Origin of the sequence: Chryseobacterium gilvum, from assembly GCF_025628965.1 — a bacterium.
In the GTDB taxonomy this organism is placed as follows: domain Bacteria; phylum Bacteroidota; class Bacteroidia; order Flavobacteriales; family Weeksellaceae; genus Chryseobacterium; species Chryseobacterium gilvum.
This window is the reverse complement of the sequence record NZ_JAOTEN010000001.1, coordinates 1102067-1120430: the sequence shown is the minus strand read 5'-3', so window position 1 is coordinate 1120430 and position 18364 is coordinate 1102067. Positions and strand designations below refer to the sequence as shown.

The 18364-nt window shown below is 36.9% G+C and carries 14 protein-coding genes; 5 read left to right on the top strand and 9 right to left on the bottom strand.

What is annotated here, in order from left to right:
- Positions 1–15: 15 nt before the first annotated feature.
- The 9 genes from N0B16_RS05240 to N0B16_RS05200 form a co-directional block, all read right to left on the bottom strand.
- Positions 16–474: a hypothetical protein gene (locus N0B16_RS05240; RefSeq protein ID WP_262989676.1), complete on the bottom strand. Its 459-nt coding sequence runs from the start codon at positions 472–474 to the stop codon at positions 16–18.
- A gap of 5 nt (positions 475–479) precedes the next feature.
- A complete protein-coding gene (locus N0B16_RS05235; RefSeq protein ID WP_262989675.1) occupies positions 480–1661 on the bottom strand; it encodes a hypothetical protein in 1182 nt (393 codons plus the stop codon).
- Positions 1662–1736: 75 nt separating this feature from the next.
- Positions 1737–2570 carry a type 1 glutamine amidotransferase gene (locus N0B16_RS05230; protein ID WP_262989674.1) on the bottom strand — a complete coding sequence of 278 codons (834 nt, stop codon included), beginning with the start codon at positions 2568–2570 and terminating at the stop codon, positions 1737–1739.
- A 32-nt stretch (positions 2571–2602) separates the two neighbouring features.
- Positions 2603–3721 (bottom strand): carboxylate-amine ligase, encoded by a 1119-nt coding sequence (locus N0B16_RS05225; protein ID WP_262989673.1) that lies wholly within the window; start codon positions 3719–3721, stop codon positions 2603–2605.
- Positions 3722–3746: 25 nt separating this feature from the next.
- The gene (locus tag N0B16_RS05220) at positions 3747–4700 is read right to left on the bottom strand and encodes an ATP-grasp domain-containing protein (protein WP_262989672.1); all 954 of its coding nucleotides are present in this window, start codon (positions 4698–4700) and stop codon (positions 3747–3749) included.
- Positions 4701–4736: 36 nt separating this feature from the next.
- Complete coding sequence (locus tag N0B16_RS05215) at positions 4737–5450, bottom strand: alpha/beta hydrolase-fold protein (protein ID WP_262989671.1); 714 nt, start codon at positions 5448–5450, stop codon at positions 4737–4739.
- Positions 5451–5540: 90 nt separating this feature from the next.
- The gene (locus N0B16_RS05210) at positions 5541–6752 is read right to left on the bottom strand and encodes an ATP-grasp domain-containing protein (RefSeq protein WP_262989670.1); all 1212 of its coding nucleotides are present in this window, start codon (positions 6750–6752) and stop codon (positions 5541–5543) included.
- Positions 6753–6893: 141 nt separating this feature from the next.
- Positions 6894–8309 carry a M17 family metallopeptidase gene (locus N0B16_RS05205; RefSeq protein WP_262989669.1) on the bottom strand — a complete coding sequence of 472 codons (1416 nt, stop codon included), beginning with the start codon at positions 8307–8309 and terminating at the stop codon, positions 6894–6896.
- Positions 8306–9439, bottom strand: coding sequence for an alpha/beta hydrolase-fold protein (locus tag N0B16_RS05200; RefSeq protein ID WP_262989668.1), 1134 nt, complete (start codon positions 9437–9439; stop codon positions 8306–8308). Before N0B16_RS05200 ends, N0B16_RS05205 begins: the two co-directional genes overlap by 4 nt.
- A gap of 200 nt (positions 9440–9639) precedes the next feature.
- Here N0B16_RS05200 and glgB point away from each other — a divergent pair, with 200 nt between their 5' ends.
- The 5 genes from glgB (at position 9640) to N0B16_RS05175 (ending at position 18331) form a co-directional block, all read left to right on the top strand.
- Positions 9640–11589, top strand: coding sequence for a 1,4-alpha-glucan branching protein GlgB (gene glgB / locus N0B16_RS05195; protein WP_262989980.1), 1950 nt, complete (start codon positions 9640–9642; stop codon positions 11587–11589).
- Positions 11589–12995, top strand: coding sequence for a glycogen synthase (locus N0B16_RS05190; protein ID WP_262989667.1), 1407 nt, complete (start codon positions 11589–11591; stop codon positions 12993–12995). Before glgB ends, N0B16_RS05190 begins: the two co-directional genes overlap by 1 nt.
- Before the next feature lie 16 nt (positions 12996–13011).
- Complete coding sequence (locus N0B16_RS05185) at positions 13012–14280, top strand: glucose-1-phosphate adenylyltransferase (RefSeq protein WP_262989666.1); 1269 nt, start codon at positions 13012–13014, stop codon at positions 14278–14280.
- A gap of 70 nt (positions 14281–14350) precedes the next feature.
- A complete protein-coding gene (locus N0B16_RS05180; RefSeq protein ID WP_262989665.1) occupies positions 14351–15391 on the top strand; it encodes an SRPBCC family protein in 1041 nt (346 codons plus the stop codon).
- Between the two features lie 123 nt (positions 15392–15514).
- Complete coding sequence (locus N0B16_RS05175) at positions 15515–18331, top strand: 2-oxoglutarate dehydrogenase E1 component (RefSeq protein WP_262989664.1); 2817 nt, start codon at positions 15515–15517, stop codon at positions 18329–18331.
- Positions 18332–18364: the final 33 nt, after the last annotated feature.

The following is an 18364-nucleotide window of genomic DNA, read 5'->3' as shown; positions in this document are numbered from 1 at the left end:
ATTTCGGAGATTTTTTTATGTTCTTTTCCAGCTGTATTCTAATTTTTGCATGCTTCTCAGATAGGGAATGAGTATCAAGATTTCCAGCCTCAGATTAAAATGGGGTGTTGTAAAAAAGGGAATGATTACCATCACGGAAATACAGACTAAAAAACCTACAAATGCATCAATAATCCCGGCTTTCGGTCCCCAATCTTTTTCAAACCATAAACCATACGATACCGCACCTTTATAGAGATAAAGAATACAGGTGAAAATTCCTGTTGGGGTATAAACATCTTCAGTTTTTAAACCATATATCGAAAGATTAATAGTATTTAAATAGAAACCAAATGCTAAGAAAAGAATACTTACAAATGCAGCAAAAAAGAAAATCCAGATAAAAACTTTTATCCATAACGGTAACAGTTTCCGTCTTCGTTTTAGAGGCTTGTTCTGTAAATCGAATGCCTCAAAAGGTGATTGTTCTTCCATAAAATTTAATCAACAAAGAAAGCGTTAGAACTGCCGATCCAGATTGCGTCTTTTTTATTAAAATCTACATTTACCATCGCGGCTTTAGTCATCCTTCCCAGATTTTCCAGTAAAATTGGGCGATCATCCTGATCCCGCCAAATATACAACAGACGAATCTCCGCTTTAGAAAATTCACCATTGATGTCTTCAAAAACAGGTTCGTAGTTTACTTTTCGCTGTAAAATATAATTTTCCTTATCTTCAATTGCATCGGTAATTTCACGGGTGGGGTTCAGATTTACACCACTTCCGGCGAAAGAAAATAAAGGTTTGAGTACAAAGTTGTCAAGATTCTCACCCTCCGGAAATTCGTGCAGAAAATAGCTTTTCGGAACATATTGGTGCTCAAGCATTGGTAGAAGGAACTTAGAAATTTTAAAAAACCAGTTGGGATGTGTGACCCATTCTGCGTCTATCTCATCACGAAAGTCGAACTCTACCTGTAAATCCGGAATGCGGTCTAACTCATCAAAAATAACACGGTTATAAATTCTTTTAATCTCGGTCATTTTCCCATTGTTATCGTAATATAATTTTTTGCCTTCTTTTTTTACTTTTGTAAGACAAACCGTTTTTATGCCTAATAATTTTTCGGTCAGCACAAAATCAATGGCTGTTTTCTGCTTTTCGGGATAAATCTCAAGAAGAATGACATTTTCAGGATTTTCTTTGCCTATAATTAAGTCTTTCATGTAAACTTCAAATTGCTCCTTTGGCATTTTATTCCTGATATCATTTAAAAAAGGATAGACATCACAAAACGTGTCTTCAAAGGTTTTCTGAAAAGCATACAAAGACGGAAACGCCTGAAGCTCTATTAGTTGAGGCTCTATTTCTCCGTTTTCATTTTTACAGATTCCAAAATCAATCGTGAAAAAATGGGGTTGTTTGGTATCGTTAGGAACTTTGCAATTTTGAGGGACTGCTTTTTCCAGAGTATCTTCAGGTAAGGCTTTGATCTGATCTATGATACTTTCACTGGCATCCATCAGTTTATTTTTAAAATCCATAGAAAGAAACATGGGGCTTTCAGAAATCCTGAAGGCCGCATCTATGCCGCTTTTTTCTTTTAAAATCTGTTTAAACTGCTCATATTTTTCCTGGGAAAATTCCTGATTAAACTGTTTTCTGTATTTTGGAATCATAATTCTTTTTCTTTTGTGATTTAAAAAATCGAGCAATAATGCCCGATTTTCTTATAATAGTTTAGTTATTTGCTGTTAAGCGATTGCCTCAACGGTGTTCAAAATGTTTTTTTTTACAAATCTGAGAAACCTGGGTAGAATTTGTGACTGGGTAAGTAAAATTTTATCTTCATCATTCATCCTGTCTAATGTTTCAAGATATTTTTCCATTCCGAAATTTTCAATCATCGCATCTTTGTTTTTATCGTCTTTCAGGTTTTCAATCATTCCTTCAGGATTAGCTTCCGGATGAAACTGTGTACCGAAAATCTCATCAGAAAAACGCACTGCCATTACTGCTCGTTCAAGATTGATATGAGGTCGGAATTTTTCAATAGCGACGATTTCCATTCCCAATTCTCTAAAACGATCATGATCTGGCTCTATAAACTGATATGCTCTGGAATCTACTGCATAGAAAGGATTCGGAAGATTTTTAAATAAAAATTCATTTTCGCCTTCTTCAGTTTTATGCACAGGCATGACGCCGAAAGAATATGATTTTCTTTTGCAGATATTGCCCAGGTTCCAATGAATGCTTGCCAACTGGAAAGAATGACAGATTAAAAAAAGATATTTTTTCTTTTCGTTTTCTTTATTGAACTGATATATCGAATCTAAAAAATCAGCAAATTTCTGCTCCCATTCATATCCTTCTCTGTGAGGATTTCCGGGACCGCCCGAAGAGATGAAAATATCAAAGTTATCTATAGCCGGAATTTCATTTTTATATCTTACATCAAATATTTCGATGCTGATGTTTTCTTCAGACTGTTGACGGAATGCTTCAGAAATTTCTTTAATATTCTTAAATCCCTGATTGATATGATTGTTATTCATATCCAGTAAAGCAATTCTCAGATCATTCATATCTTCTTATTTTCTGCAAATTTATTAAAAATTTATGGAGCAAACTCACCATGGGTAATTCCGTATTCTGTTTCAGAAATCATATAATCTACGACTTTCTTCAAATCTCCGGTTTCTTCGTATACTTTTAACTGCCGGTCTGCGCCGGTTCCGTTTTCAAGAATTGTCCATGCATATTCCACTTCTTTTCTGCAGCCCAGTTCGTCTACGACATCATCGATAAATTCCAGCAATTCTTTTAATAAATCTGCATACGGTACAGATTCTTCTTTTCCAAAATCAATCAGCTGTGAATGTATTCCATCTCTTGAGGCGCGCCATTTGTTTTCATTTAAGAGCAGCCTTCTGTAGCTTCTGAAACTTAAATTCTGCTGATGAAGCTTATATATTTTCGCAACCAGACTCTGCATAATAGCAGCAAGGCAAACTGTTTCATCAATTCTTAGCGGCATATCACAGATCCTGAATTCGATAGTGGGGTAGAATGGATGCACCCGCAGATCCCACCAGATTTTTTTGGCATTGTCAATTGTACCTGTTTTTACCAGGAGATCTACATAGCTGTCAAATTCTGCCAGTGAATTAAAATAACTCGGAATCCCGGTTCGTGGAAATTTTACAAAAATCTCCTGCCTGTATGATCTGAACCCTGTTTTTCTTCCGATCCAGAAAGGTGAGTTAACAGACAAGGCATAAACATGGGGTAAAAAATAGCGCATTACATTTTGTATTCTTACGCCTTCTTCACGATTTGGGATGCCAATATGAACGTGCAGCCCGAAAATAAGATTTCCACGCGCTACATCACCCATATCATCTACAATTTTATTGTAACGTTCACCGTTGGTGATGGTATTGTGTTCCCAGTTTGAAAAAGGGTGCGTTCCGCCTCCGGAAACACGAAGTCCTTGTTCATGAGCGGTATTGATAAGATGTCTTCTCAAATTGGTGAGTTCAGCTTTTGCTTCCTGGATATTCTGACAGATGCCGGTTTCCATTTCAATCATAGATTCGTGCATTTCGTGTTTTAAGTTTTCACTCAGAACCGCTTTGCCGCCTTCAATAATTTTAGAGACATGGGAAACAAGATCTCTGCTTTCCAAATCGATGATCTGATACTCTTCTTCAATACCGATAGTAAATTGATGCATTTTTTTTCAGTGTTTTTGTTTTGGTTTATTTTACTGAATCTTTTACAAAAGTTCCCCAGGAAATATTCTGTTTTCCAGGTACATATTCTTTTGCTTTTTCGATGGCTAATTTTGCAGAATGCTCGACGATCCACGCGAAGTTTTCTTCACCTACGGAGTTTCTGTCTGCATCCGGTGCAGGATTACAAAAATCGATCGCGTAAGGAATCCCGTCTCTTACGGCAAATTCTACCGTATTGAAATCGTATCCTAAAGCTTCATTCATCTTGATGGTGTAGTCATGAATCACTTTCAATAGTTTTTCTAAATCTTCTCCAGCTGTTTGATGGGTAGTCGCATATCTCAAATGATGCGGATTTCTCGGCTCATACGGCATAATATGCACGTATTTTTTACCTAAACAGTAAACCCTGTAATAATCCTGAAAAACAATTTCTTCCTGAACCATCATCACAAGCTGTTCTGTTTCAGCCAGCTTTTCCCAAAGGTCTTCAGGGCTTTCTACTCTGTAAACGCTTTTCCAGCCGCCACCGTCGTGAGGTTTCATATAAGCAGGGAAACCCACATAATTAAAAATATAATCCCAATCGTGAGGAAATTTCAGATTTCTGAATGAAGTTTCTGAAGTATCGGTAGGTCTTTCGGAAGAAGGTAATAAAACGGTATTGGGAAGAGGGATTCCCAGTTTTGACATCAGTGCATTATTGAAAAACTTTTCATCTGCGCTCCACCAAAAAGGGTTATTGATCACATAAGTCCCGTTCAAAGCGGCGTTTTTAAGATATGCTCTGTAAAAAGGAACGTCCTGTGAAATTCTGTCAATAATTACTGCGTAGCCATAATCTGCACCCTGCTCCAATTTATCGATACTTACCGCTTCAGCTACAATTTCTCCTTTTCCCAGCTCATTTACCTTATCAATAAATGCCCATGGAAAGGTATCTTCCATACCGAATAAAATTCCTACTTTTTTTGCCATAATTTTTGTTTTTAATATTTTTATAATGATTTAATTTTATGAAAAGAATGTTGCTATAAAATCCGAAAATGCCATTCGCCAAAGCGGCCAGTCATGATTGATCCATCTTTTTTCATCATACCAGAAATCAATACCTTTTGATCTCAGAATGTCTGCCATTTCTATATTTTTGTCTCTGCAGATATCTTCGTCTGAAGTGCTGAGAACGATATGCATATGTTTATACTTCCAGGCTTCATCATTTTTTACGAATTCTCTCGGGCAGTTAAAATAAACCAGCTCATCAGAATATCCATCCATAAAATTTCTGATGCTGAAGGCTCCGGAAAGCGAAAATAAATGCGAAACAACATCCGGAAACCTAAATGCAAAATTAGCCGCATGATATCCTCCGAAGCTTGCTCCTGCAACCGCAACGCGATGGGTATTATGAAGCTTTTGAATGTACGGCACAAATTCCTGAATCAGAAACTGTACGTATAGTTCGTAATTTTTTATTCTCTGTTGAGGAGATATTTTTTCATCATAAAAACTCCATGCATCAATTGTCTGGATATTGTATAATTTAACTTTTCCCTGGTCTACAAATGAACTGATGCTGCTGTTGAGATGAAAGTCGTTATTCTGAGTATACTGTCCCTGAGAAGTGGGAAACATGATGATCGGATATCCGTAATGTCCTGTTACTTCTACTTTAAGACTTGTTCCTAATATATGTGAATAATAATCGGTATGTTCTATATTCGGCATGTATTGTATTTTTTGGATTTTAGTTTTTTATCAATCTGAAATTAAGTAAGATTAACCGGCCTAATAATATAAAGCCAGTTAATTCAGGTCTTATGATGTCGGTTTTTCTTGGGGTGGAATAATATTGAGAAGCTGCGCATGAATTTTTTCTGCTGCCCGATCCAGTCTTTCAACAATCGTGTCAGAATCTTTCGATTTATAAACGATTCCCACATGATAGTCAATCGGAATAAATTTCACGACTTCATCACACTGAAACTGCTCATAATCAGGATTTTTATCTTTAATCAGCGCAACAATCAGTCCGGAATAATATCCGGTAGGTTTTGAAACTTCATAATTTTTTGAACGGAGAAGAGCATCTTCAATTCTTGCCCATTCTCTCCAGATATTGATATTGCTGGAAGCTTCCACCAAATCAGGAATATGTGCGCCGCCTACTCTGGAAGAGGTTTCAAGGAAATACCATTTTCCGTCTTCCTTTCCACGGATAAACTCTGTATGAGTGGCACCGTTCAGCAAACCAAAGTTCAGCAACACTTTTGCATTGGCTGCATCCAGTGCTTTAAATTCTTCGGAATAGCGGCCTAAAGTTTTGGTTCTGAACACCCCTCCTTCGTGCGATACCTGCATAGGAGGCGCAAGATATTTTGAAGCAGAAGTGAATACAATTTCTTTATTAAAAGTAAGGCTGTCTACATGATACACATCTCCGGGTTTGAAGCTTTCGAGAAGAAATAAATGGCGTTCTTCACCCAGATTTTCCAGTGCTTCCCAGAGTTCTTCTTTATTTTTTAGCTTTTTAATTCCGGATGCCGAAGCTTCCGAACGTGGTTTTAAAACCCATGGAGCAGGAATTTTATCGGTGAAATTTTCAACTTCTTTATTATTGAAAACGGCAGTAAATTCCGGTACATTTATTCCTGAATCCTTTGCCTTTTGGCGCATTGCCAGTTTATCTCTGAAATAACGGTGTGTTGTCTGACCCATTCCCGGAATGCGGAAGGTCTCTCTGATTAAGGCTGCTTTTTCAACATCATAATCATCCAAAGCTATCACGGCATCTATTTTCCGGGTTTTCATTAGATGAGAAAATCCCTGCACAAGATGATCAAGATTCCATACGGAAGGTTTCATTTCGGGCATGTAAAAAACCTCATCGATGGCTTCCCAGGGCCAGTTTTTTTCTTTAAGGTTTTCAGAAGTTATTAAAATTATTTTATTGCCGAGTTTCTTCATCTCGTCCATAAAATCATAACCTTTGTAATAGCACGAAATGCATACAATAGTTTTCTCCTCCATATAATGTTCTTTTAATTTTGATGAATATTCAAAAATAAAACCGATTTTTTATTGATTTTTTATTGTTAAAAATCGAGAATCGATGAGTATTTGTAAAATTCTTACTCAATTATACAGAGAAATTTTGAATTAAACTAATTTTTAGTGATAATTTTCAATTAAATCGGCCAATAACTGTACGCCAAATCCCGTTGCCGCTTTTTCTTTAGCATATCCTACATTTCCGAATGCTACACCGGCAATATCCAGATGCGCCCAATTTGGGTGGCCTTCAATAAATTCTTCGAGAAATTTTGCCGCGATAATGCAGTCTCCGATAGGTTTCATGGAGATGTTTTTAAAGTCTGCGACGTCAGATTTAAAATCTTCTTTCCAGATATCCCATAAAGGAAGATTCCATAATCGTTGATTAGTTTTGTCTCCGGTTTTAATTAGTAGGTTTTTCAATGTGTCATTATTAGAAAACATAGCGCCACAAGTATCTCCGAACATTCGTACGGAACTTCCCGTCAAAGTAGCCAGATCAATAAGTACATCGGTTTTGTAATTTTTAGCCATATAAGAAAGTCCGTCTGCCAAAGTCATTCTTCCTTCCGCATCGGTATTGAGCACTTCGATGGTTTTTCCATTATAGGCGGTAATGACGTCACTTGGTAAATATGCGTTTTCAGAAACAGCATTGTCTGTAACAGGTAAAATTGCGGTGATGTTAACAGGCAGCTTCATCTGTGATGCATAGATGAGCGCTCCGATTACAGCCGTTGCGCCTCCCATATCAGATTTCATATAATGCATATTGTCTGAAGGTTTGATAGAAATTCCCCCGGTATCAAATAAAACGCATTTACCTACCAATCCGAAAGTTTTGGCATTTTTGACGGTGGTTTTGTATTCCAAAATGGTAAAAGCTGCATCATATGCGCTTCCCTGATTCACGGCAAGAAAGGCTCCTAAACCCAGTTCTTCACATTTTTTCCTGTTAAAAACGGTGTACTTTAACTGATTTTTTTTGGCTATATTTTTAAGGTATTGGTTGAAGATCTCGGGTCTTTTAAGATTTGCCGGCTTATTCAGCCAATCCTGACAAGCGGTTTGTCCTTCACATAAAGCGTCGGTTCTTAAGCTGACCGCGTCTAGTTTTTTCTGGCTTAGATTGCCAAAATGAATTTCAAAATCTTCGTTCCAGAGAATATGGTTTTTTTCAAACGGATATTCATAGGTTCCCAGATAAAGACCTTTTAAAAATTCTTCAAACTGTTTTTCATTGATAAGATCTGCCAGTAATAATGTAGGGACAGCCTGTAAATTGTTTTTATGAATCTGTGAAAATTTTACGGCAATCTGCTGAAATTCAAAATTCTGGATGGTATTCTTCCCAAGACCGATGAAATACGTAACGGTTTCTTCTGTGATACTAATGAAAATTTCATATTTCTTTCCGGTAAAGAAAAGGGAAATGTTTTTGTGATATTTTTTGCTGTTTTTATTCCAGGATTCTTCCGTGAACAATTCGAAAACCTGTTTGTATGTTTTATTCTTTTTATTAAGTAGCGTCATGATATGTTTTTATTCTGTATGTTATCCTGATGCGGGGTTACCTCAACAGGGTTTTCTGTATTATTGTAAAAAAGCCATTCTATAGCCCTCGGAAATTCCTGCGACCAATAAAATTCATTATGTGAACCTTCCGGGTTTATATTGGTTCTGAACTCAAAATCAAAAAGGTTTTTCTTTTCCCACTTTCTCAGATAGTTTTCAAAAATTTTCATTCTTTTTACCATTTTTGAACCTTCTTTTTCGCCACCGTATAAATAAATTTTTGTTTTAAAGGGAACCCTGAAAGGCATCATCGGAAAATTATTATCAGGTTCTACCCAAAGTGATGGTGAAAAGATAAGCAGTTTTGAATACACTTCCGGATAAAGAAATCCGCTGTAAATGCTGATTAAAGCGCCCAGAGAACTTCCCCCGATTCCTGTGTTGTCGCGGTCTTTTTTGGTGCGGTAATGCTCATCAACAAATGGTTTTAAAGTATCGGTGATAAACCGGATGTATTTTTTGCCTTCAGAACCGTTCGCAATATTGTCATTATCAAAAATGTATTCTTTAATTCTTTCTTCACTTCCGTGTTCTACAGCAATTACAATGACATCTCCACGGCCGTATTCTGCTAAAATGGAAAGTTTTTTGTCGATTTCCCAGTTTCCGTATGCACTTCCTTCATTAAAAAGATTTTGAGCGTCCTGAAGATACAAAACGGGGTATTTTTTATCAGACACATAATAATCATACGGAAGCAATGCCCATATTTTACGGTGCCTATCAAGCTGCGGAATATAAAATTCTTCAGAAATGATCTCTGCAATAGGGAAAAACTCATCTTTAAAGGGTCCCCAGTTTAATCTCCATTTTTCAACCGTATTGTACGCGGTACCAAGAGCACGAAGTGCTTTTTTATTGGGGGTAATGCTTCCATATTGATCGAGCTCTACATTTTCCCATCCTCCTTTTGTAAATTTATATTCAATTTCTTCCGTGAGCAGGTCATCGCTGATGTCTATTTCATAATTGTTGGGATCGTTTTGTGTAAGCTGAAAATCAAAGTCTTTAGGATTCCATGAATTAAAATTTCCGGTTATAAATACAGGTCTTTCATCTGCCTCATCCGTATAGAGTGTAAACTTCATATTTGTGCTTAGAATATATTTAATAATTTAACGGATAAAAGTATAAAAAATATTTCTATATCAGTTATTTAAAATTAATAAAAAACACTCTTCGCAAAAGGAAAAATTCATATATTTGATAGTCATCGTCTGAGACAATTGTTTGGTGTTTTAACTTTAATGATTGTTATTGTGAGATTGATCAGTTTAAAACCATTATGATGAATTTAGTAAAGACCTACACACTTTTCACAGATCATGATGTTTACCTGTTCAGAGAAGGAAAACATTATAAATTATACGAAAAGTTTGGCGCACATTCCGTAGAAAAGGATGGGATTAAAGGCGTTTATTTTTCCGTGTGGGCTCCTAATGCCAAAAAAGTTTCTGTGATCGGAAACTTTAATAATTGGAATCATAAAGACCATATTTTATTCCCAAGATGGGACGGTTCAGGGATTTGGGAAGGTTTTATCCCGGGTCTGACTTGGGGTACGCTTTACAAATATGCGATTGAAAATTTAGGCAAAATTTTAGAAAAAAGTGATCCGTATGCGGTAAGTTGGGAGCAGAATCTTCAGGCTGCATCCCTGGTTTCTACAACATGGTACGAATGGAAGGATGAAAGCTGGATGGATAGCCGCGGAGAGAAAAACAGTCTTGATGCACCGCTTTCAGTCTACGAAATGCATTTAGGTTCCTGGCTCAGAGATTCTTTAAACCCGGATAAATTTCTGAATTACAGAGAAATAGCAGAAAAACTGATTCCCTATATTAAAGAAATGGGATTTACGCATGTAGAATTCATGCCGGTGATGGAATATCCTTATGATCCGAGTTGGGGATATCAGATTACAGGATTTTTTGCAGCCACTTCACGGTTTGGCGCCCCGCAGGATTTAATGTTTTTAATTAATGAACTGCATAAAAACGATATCGGAGTTATTTTAGACTGGGTCCCTTCTCATTTCCCCGGAGATGCAAACGGGCTTCACCGTTTCGATGGAAGCTTTCTTTATGAACATGAAGATCCTAGAAAAGGGTTTCATCCCGACTGGAAATCCTATATTTTTAATTACGGCAGAAATGAAGTGAAATCTTTCCTGATTTCGAACGCCATGTTTTGGTTAGACCGTTATCACGCAGACGGTCTGCGTGTAGATGCGGTTACCTCGATGCTTCATCTGGATTATTCAAGAAATGAAGGCGAATGGGAACCGAATATTTACGGGGAAAATGTAAATCTGGAGGCAAAAACTTTTTTACAGGAATTTAATACGGCCGTTTATAAAGAATTCGGCAATACTATCATCACGATTGCCGAAGAGAGTTCAGACTTTCCGAAGCTTACAAAACCTGTTCATGATGGTGGAGTGGGATTTGGAATGAAATGGATGATGGGATGGATGCATGATACGTTGGCATATTTTAAAGAAGAGCCCGAAAACAGAAAGTATTTCCATCATAAAATTACTTTTTCATCCATGTATATGTATAATGAAAATTATATGATGCCGCTGTCACATGATGAAGTTGTACACGGAAAAGCAAGCCTGATTTATAAAATGAAGGGCGACGAATGGCAGAAATTTGCCAATCTCCGTACTTTATTTATGTACATGTTTACCCATCCCGGAGCCAAACTTCTGTTTATGGGAGACGAATTCGGGCAGACCGGCGAGTGGAACTTCAAACAGAGTTTAGACTGGTATTTGCTTGATTTTCCGGTGCACAAAGGTTTGCAGAATCTGGTAAAAGATCTTAATTATTTATATAAATCTGAGACCGCGCTATACGAAAATCAGTTTAATCATTATGGTTTTGAATGGGTGGAAGCCAACGATGAGACCCATTCTGTTTTTACATATCTAAGAAAAGGGAAAAAAAGAGATGATGTGCTTATGGTTGTTTTGAATATGACTCCCAATGTTTTTGATTATAAAATAGGGGTCAATCTGGCAACACACTGGGAAATAATTTTCAACTCTGATGACGAAAAATATGGCGGAAGCGGAGTAGAGGCAGATCTTTTCAAAGAAGAGCATGAGGAATGGATGAACCGGCCAAAATCGATCTCTATAAAGCTGCCTCCATTGGCAGGAATTGTTTTAAGAATGACGAAAGACAAAAAGTATAAATTACAGCGAATAAAACAGCATAAAAATAAATAATGACAATATATCACCTCAGTACAGAATGTTATCCTATCGCAAAAGTAGGCGGTTTGGCAGATGTTGTGGGAGCATTGCCAAAGTATCAGAACAAAATAGAAGGCGTTGATGCAAAAGTCGTGATGCCTTGGTACAATAAGCCTTTTATTTACGAGCACAATTTTGAAGTGGTTTTCGACGGTTTTATACATCAGGGTCAGAATATGCTGCAGGTTCAGGTTATAAAAGAAAAAACAGATGTTCTGGGATTTGAATTGTATATGGTGAAGATTCCCGGATTGTTAGACCGCGAAAATCCTTATGGTTATCAGGATGAAAACTTCCAGTTTCTGGCTTTTCAGCATGGTGTTTTACACTGGCTGACTGCGATGCAGATTCGTCCGGATGTACTGCATTGTCATGATTACCATACAGGACTGGTTCCTTTTATGGTGGAGCACTGTCCCGAATTCAGTTTTTTAAAAGGCGTTAAAACAATAGGGACCATCCATAACGGAGAATATCAGGGAATGATGCAGTGGGATATGATTCAGTACATGCCTGCTTTCGATCATTATAAATGGGGATTGCTGGATTGGAATGGTTTCATTAATCCTTTAGCCTGTATGATCAAATGTTCACACGCTTTTACAACAGTTTCAGAAGGGTATCTGGAAGAGCTTTTCATCAGCTTTAAAGGTCTTGAAAGTCTCGTACGGGAAGAGTTTTCGAAAGCTTACGGAATTATTAACGGAATTGACAATGATGTCTGGAACCCGGAAACAGATTCTATGCTCGATTACAATTACAGCATCAAAAACGTGCTTAAAATCAAAAAGAAAAATAAGGAGAAGCTTTGTAAAGAGTATGATTTAAACCCAGATTTGCCTTTATTCGCATTTATCGGAAGGTTTGCTACAGAAAAAGGCGCAGATTTACTTCCTGATGTAGTGTGGAGAAGTATTAAACAAACGTATGGCGCGCTCAACATCATTATTCTCGGATCCGGAAACGCTTATATCGAAAATAAACTTCAGGAACTGAATTATGTATATGCCAATTTTGCATCAGATATAGGATATAAAGAATATCTTTCGCATAAAATTTACGCTTCGGCAGATTTTTTGTTGATGCCTTCACGCGTAGAACCTTGCGGGCTGAATCAGATGTATGCCATGAGATACGGAACTGTACCTGTCGTGAGCTATACAGGCGGTTTGAAAGATACTGTAAAAGATATCTCGACAGGAGGTTCAGGATTAAATTTTACCTATCCCGGAGTAGATGACATTATTCACGCGATAACAAGAGGGATTGATATTTATAATCAGCAAAAAATAATGAATGATCTCATTCTTTCTAATATGAAATTTGATTTTGCATGGGAAAAGTCTGCAGAAAAATATATAAACTTATACAAAAAATAAAAACCACAAATAATTTATGAATCGCAATGTTATTTCCATTGTTTTGGGAGGAGGTAGAGGAACCAGGCTTTTTCCGTTAACGTACACAAGGTCTAAGCCCGCAGTTCCGATTGCCGGAAAATACAGATTGGTCGATATTCCGATTTCAAACTGTTTAAATTCAGGATTAAATAAAATTTTAGTCCTTACCCAGTTTAATTCTGCCTCTCTAAATTCACACATCAAAAACTCGTATCATTTTGATATTTTCAGCAATGGATTTGTGGATATTTTGGCGGCAGAGCAAAATGTTGAAAATGAAAGCTGGTATCAGGGAACCGCAGATGCGGTCCGTCAGTCAATGAAGCACCTTGAAAAATACGATTATGAATATATTCTTATTCTTTCCGGGGATCAGCTTTACCAGATGGATTTTCGTGAAATGATGGATTATCATATTAAAAACGGAGGGGATGTTACGATTGCTACTATCCCTGTTAACGCAAAAGACGCGACAGGATTCGGAATATTAAAATCTGATGATGAAGGCAATATTACTTCTTTTGTTGAAAAACCGGGATATGATGCTTTAAATGATTTAAAATCTGAAGTTTCAGAAGTTAATAAAAGCTTAGGAAAAGAATATTTAGCTTCCATGGGAATTTATATTTTCTCAAAAAGCATCCTGAAAAAAATGTTCGACGATGGTGCAGGTGACGATTTTGGAAAAGATATCATACCGAATTCCATTGGGAAATATACCACATTAAGTTATCAGTATGAAGGATATTGGACGGATATTGGAACGATAGAATCGTTCTACGAAGCCAATCTGGATCTTTGTCAGGATTTCCCTCAGTTTAACTTATTTTCATCTTCACCCATTTTCACGAGAGCCAGAATGCTTCCGCCGTCAAAAGTCAACGGTTCGTATGTAAGCAAAGCTGTTTTCGGGGACGGATGTATTATCTTGGCTGATAAAATTGAAAATTCTGTGATCGGAAACCGTACAAGAATTGATAAAGGAAGTACCATTGTCAATTCCTACATCATGGGAGCAGATTTTTATCAGAATACGGCAGAAATCGTCAACAATGACAGAAACGGCTATCCCAACATGGGAATCGGGAAGTACTGCTATATTGAGAAAGCGATTTTAGATAAAAACTGTTTTATCGGTGATAACGTAAGGATTATCGGTGGGAAACATCTGGAAGACGGAGATTACGGAACCTATTCTGTTCAGGATGGAATTGTCGTTGTGAAAAAAGGCGCCGTCATGCTGCCCGGAACCCACATCGGATAGTATTTAAAATAACATACAACTGAGTGATCAAGATATTGGTCACTTTTTTTATTTGTATTACTTTTGTGCCATGCGTTTTTTTAAAATCATAGCTGTAATTATTGTTTTGCTGGTGGGAGCTTATGCCGCTTCCATGTATTATTTTGTAGAAGACAGTAAAAATTTTAAGATTGAAAAAGAAATAGATTATCCTTTGGATAAAGTTTTTAACCAGTTCAATAATTTGCAGAATTTTACACGCTGGAACAATTATTTTTCAAGCTCTAAAACCATTGTTATCGATTATTACACGCCGTACGAAGGAACAGGAAGCGCTATTAGCTATACAGATCCTAAAAATGACAATAACGGTGAGATGTTTATCCGGTATCAGAACCCGAATAAAACATTACGATATCAGCTTTTTGAAGACGAGAACGAAAACCCTACGATGGTTGACATTAAGTTTAAGCCGCTTTCTGCCAATAAAACAAAAATAACATGGTTTGTTTACACCCCGAAATTATCTGTATTGGAAAGGGCTCAGAATTTTTGGACCGAAGATAAATTTGCTGAAAATATAGATAATAGCATGCTTAATCTCAGAAATGTCTTGGGCAATAAAGTACAAAAAGACAATCAGCTCGCTTCTATCAAATATGACAGCCTCATGGTGGAAAATGAAGAGGAAAAAATGATTCTGGGGGTAAATGTAAGCAGTTCCAATAAAAAAGATGCTTTGTACAGGAATATTGTGATGAATTATAATAAAGTGTACAACTTTGTAACAATGGATATGGGCAAAAAAAATGATGAAATAGGATATCCCGTTTTAATTACCGATGCCGATAATTTTAAAGATAAAGAAGTTTCTTATTTTTTTGGGATTCCATTGTCGAAAAAAACAGGGATTACAGATAATAATTTCAGTTTCAGGTCCGTGAATCCTACCCAGAATTACATCATCTATTACAAAGGTTCTTATGAAGGCAGAATAAAGGCAGTTCAGCAGCTTATTCAGAAAGCTAAAAAAGACGAAATGCGCTATGGTGATCTGTATCAGACATTTATTGAAGCCCCTGTTCAGGGTCAGAATGTAAATGTAAAGCTTTCATTGTCAGTTTATAAATAAATTTTAATCAAATATTTCCTTTATATTTTTTTTAATAGTTCAGGACGGTCCAAAGTCGGTTTTTTTTATTAAATTTGGGGATTAATAAGACTAACAAAATTTAATAACAGATAAACTGTAATAATGGACAGATTTTCATTCCTAAACGCAGCTCATTCTCAGTTAATTGAGGATTTATACCAACAATATTTAAAATTTCCGGATTCTTTAGAGCCATCATGGAAAGCCTTTTTTCAAGGCTTTGATTTTGCTTTGGAAAACTACGGCGATGATGATAATGTACAGTATATTCAGGCAGCGTCAAATTCTGCGCCTGCAGTACAGCAAATTTCTCAGGCAGCAGCAAACGGAGAAGTTCCGGAACATATCAAAAAAGAGTTCAAAGTAGTTAATTTAATTGAAGCATACAGAACAAGAGGGCATTTGTTTACCAAAACAAACCCTGTGCGAGAAAGAAGACATTATTCACCCACTTTAGATATTGAAAACTTCGGTTTAGACAAGTCAGATTTAAATACAAAATTCAACTGTGCTGCAGAAACAGGGATGAAAGGTCCTGCAACATTACAGGATCTGATTACGCATCTGGAAAACATCTACTGTGATTCTATCGGTGTAGAATACATGCACATTACAAATGTTGAAGAAAAAGACTACATTAAGCAATGGCTTCAGGTGAATGAAAATCACCCGAATCTTTCCGCCAACGAAAAAACCGAGATTTTACTGAAATTAAACCAGGCGGTAGCTTTTGAAAACTATCTGCATACAAAATTTGTAGGTCAGAAAAGATTTTCACTGGAAGGTGGAGAATCTTTAATCCCGGCTTTAGATCAGCTGATCTCAAGATCTTCTCAGTTAGGTGTTGATGAGGTGGTTTTAGGGATGGCCCACAGAGGAAGATTAAATGTGTTGTCAAATATTTTCGGAAAGTCGTATAAGCAGATCTTCTCAGAATTTGAAGGAAAAGAATTTGAAGAAGATGTCTTCTCAGGAGATGTAAAATATCATTTAGGTTCATCAAAAAAAATAAAAACCGCTTCAGGAGAAGAGGTAGCGATTAATCTAACCCCGAATCCTTCTCATTTGGAAACGGTTGCCGCTTTGGTAGAAGGAATCTGCCGTGCAAAGGTAGATGATAAATATACCGGCGATTATTCTAAAATTTTACCGATTATTATTCATGGTGACGGTGCAATTGCCGGACAGGGAATTGTGTATGAAGTAGCGCAGATGATGAATCTGGAGGGTTATAAAACCGGAGGAACCGTTCATATTGTCGTGAATAATCAGGTTTCATTCACAACCAATTATGCAGATGCAAGATCTTCAACTTATTGTACAGATATCGCGAAAGTAACAGAGTCTCCTGTAATGCACATCAATGCAGATGATGCCGAAGCAGTAGTACATGCGATTCATTTTGCAGCTGATTTCAGGGCTAAATTCGGTAAAGATGTTTACATAGATCTTTTAGGATATAGAAAATATGGTCATAACGAAGGAGATGAACCTCGATTTACACAGCCCAATTTATATAAAGCTATTTCAAAACATCAGAATCCGAGAGAGATCTATAAAGATAAACTGATTCAGGAAAATGTAGTTTCTGATGAAGTGCTGAAAAAGATGGAAACCGATTTTAAATCTTTATTGGATAAAGATTTTGATGCTTCTAAAGAGATTGAAAGAAACGCGATGGATCTGTTTATGTCTGAAGACTGGACGAATTATCCTATTGCAAAAAGAGGAGCTGTTCAGGCTTCCGTAGATACAAAATATGATTTGGCAAAGCTGAAAGAACTGGCAATAAAAATGTCAACGCTACCTGCAGAGAAAAAATTTATCAATAAAATTACCCGCCTTTTCGAAAACAGGATCAAAGCCATTGAAGGCAATTCTTTAGATTGGGCATTAGGTGAATGGTTGGCGTATGCTACTTTGCTTACAGAAGGCCACAACATCAGAATTTCCGGGGAAGATGTAGAAAGAGGCACATTCTCTCACAGACATGCCGTAATAAAAACGGAAGATACGGAAGAAGAATATGTTCCTTTAAAACAAGTTTCTGATACAAGATTCGACGTGTTCAATTCACACCTTTCAGAGTACGGAGTTCTAGGATTTGATTACGGTTACGCAATGGCTTCTCCTAATACTTTAACGATCTGGGAAGCACAGTTCGGAGATTTCGTTAACGGAGCACAGATTATTGTTGACCAGTATTTGGCGGCAGCAGAAGAAAAATGGAAAATTCAGAATGGTTTAATCATGTTATTGCCTCACGGTTCGGAAGGACAGGGTGCAGAACACTCTTCCGCAAGACTGGAAAGATTTTTAACCTTGTGCGCCAACGAAAATATGGTCGTAGCAAACATCACATCTCCGGCCAACTATTTCCATTTGCTGAGAAGACAGTTGAAATGGGCATTTAGAAAACCATTGATTGTCATGAGTCCGAAATCCCTGTTAAGACATCCGAAAGTGGTTTCGCCTTTGGAAGATTTTGCGACAGGAAGTTTCCAGCCGATTTTGGATGATGCGACGGCAGATCCTAAAAAAGTTGAAAAACTGGTATTGTGTTCAGGGAAATTGTACTTTGAATTGTTGGCAAAGAAAGAAGAGCTTAATTGTGAAAATATCGCTTTGGTAAGGTTTGAGCAGTTATATCCTCTTCAGACGGATGCTATCGAAGCTATTTTTGCCAAATATGAAAATAAAAAATCAATTGTTTGGGCTCAGGAAGAACCGGAAAATATGGGAGCGTGGTCTTACATTCTGAGAAATTTCAGAGCTACGGGAATTGAAGTTGTTTCTCCGGTACCAAGTGGTGCACCGGCTCCGGGAAGTCATAAAATGTTTGAAAAAAACCAAAATTCTGTTATCAACAGGGTTTTTGACAGAGATGATGCTCCTGCAAAAAGACCGGTTACGGCATAATAAAATTAATAATCAATTAAAAAAATAAAAAAT

Coding starts and splice junctions, on each gene's coding strand:
- N0B16_RS05240 (WP_262989676.1), bottom strand. CDS start 474: ATGGAAGAACAATCACCTTTTGAGGCATTCGATTTACAGAACAAGCCT.
- N0B16_RS05235 (WP_262989675.1), bottom strand. CDS start 1,661: ATGATTCCAAAATACAGAAAACAGTTTAATCAGGAATTTTCCCAGGAA.
- N0B16_RS05230 (WP_262989674.1), bottom strand. CDS start 2,570: ATGAATGATCTGAGAATTGCTTTACTGGATATGAATAACAATCATATC.
- N0B16_RS05225 (WP_262989673.1), bottom strand. CDS start 3,721: ATGCATCAATTTACTATCGGTATTGAAGAAGAGTATCAGATCATCGAT.
- N0B16_RS05220 (WP_262989672.1), bottom strand. CDS start 4,700: ATGGCAAAAAAAGTAGGAATTTTATTCGGTATGGAAGATACCTTTCCA.
- N0B16_RS05215 (WP_262989671.1), bottom strand. CDS start 5,450: ATGCCGAATATAGAACATACCGATTATTATTCACATATATTAGGAACA.
- N0B16_RS05210 (WP_262989670.1), bottom strand. CDS start 6,752: ATGGAGGAGAAAACTATTGTATGCATTTCGTGCTATTACAAAGGTTAT.
- N0B16_RS05205 (WP_262989669.1), bottom strand. CDS start 8,309: ATGACGCTACTTAATAAAAAGAATAAAACATACAAACAGGTTTTCGAA.
- N0B16_RS05200 (WP_262989668.1), bottom strand. CDS start 9,439: ATGAAGTTTACACTCTATACGGATGAGGCAGATGAAAGACCTGTATTT.
- glgB (WP_262989980.1), top strand. CDS start 9,640: ATGAATTTAGTAAAGACCTACACACTTTTCACAGATCATGATGTTTAC.
- N0B16_RS05190 (WP_262989667.1), top strand. CDS start 11,589: ATGACAATATATCACCTCAGTACAGAATGTTATCCTATCGCAAAAGTA.
- N0B16_RS05185 (WP_262989666.1), top strand. CDS start 13,012: ATGAATCGCAATGTTATTTCCATTGTTTTGGGAGGAGGTAGAGGAACC.
- N0B16_RS05180 (WP_262989665.1), top strand. CDS start 14,351: ATGCGTTTTTTTAAAATCATAGCTGTAATTATTGTTTTGCTGGTGGGA.
- N0B16_RS05175 (WP_262989664.1), top strand. CDS start 15,515: ATGGACAGATTTTCATTCCTAAACGCAGCTCATTCTCAGTTAATTGAG.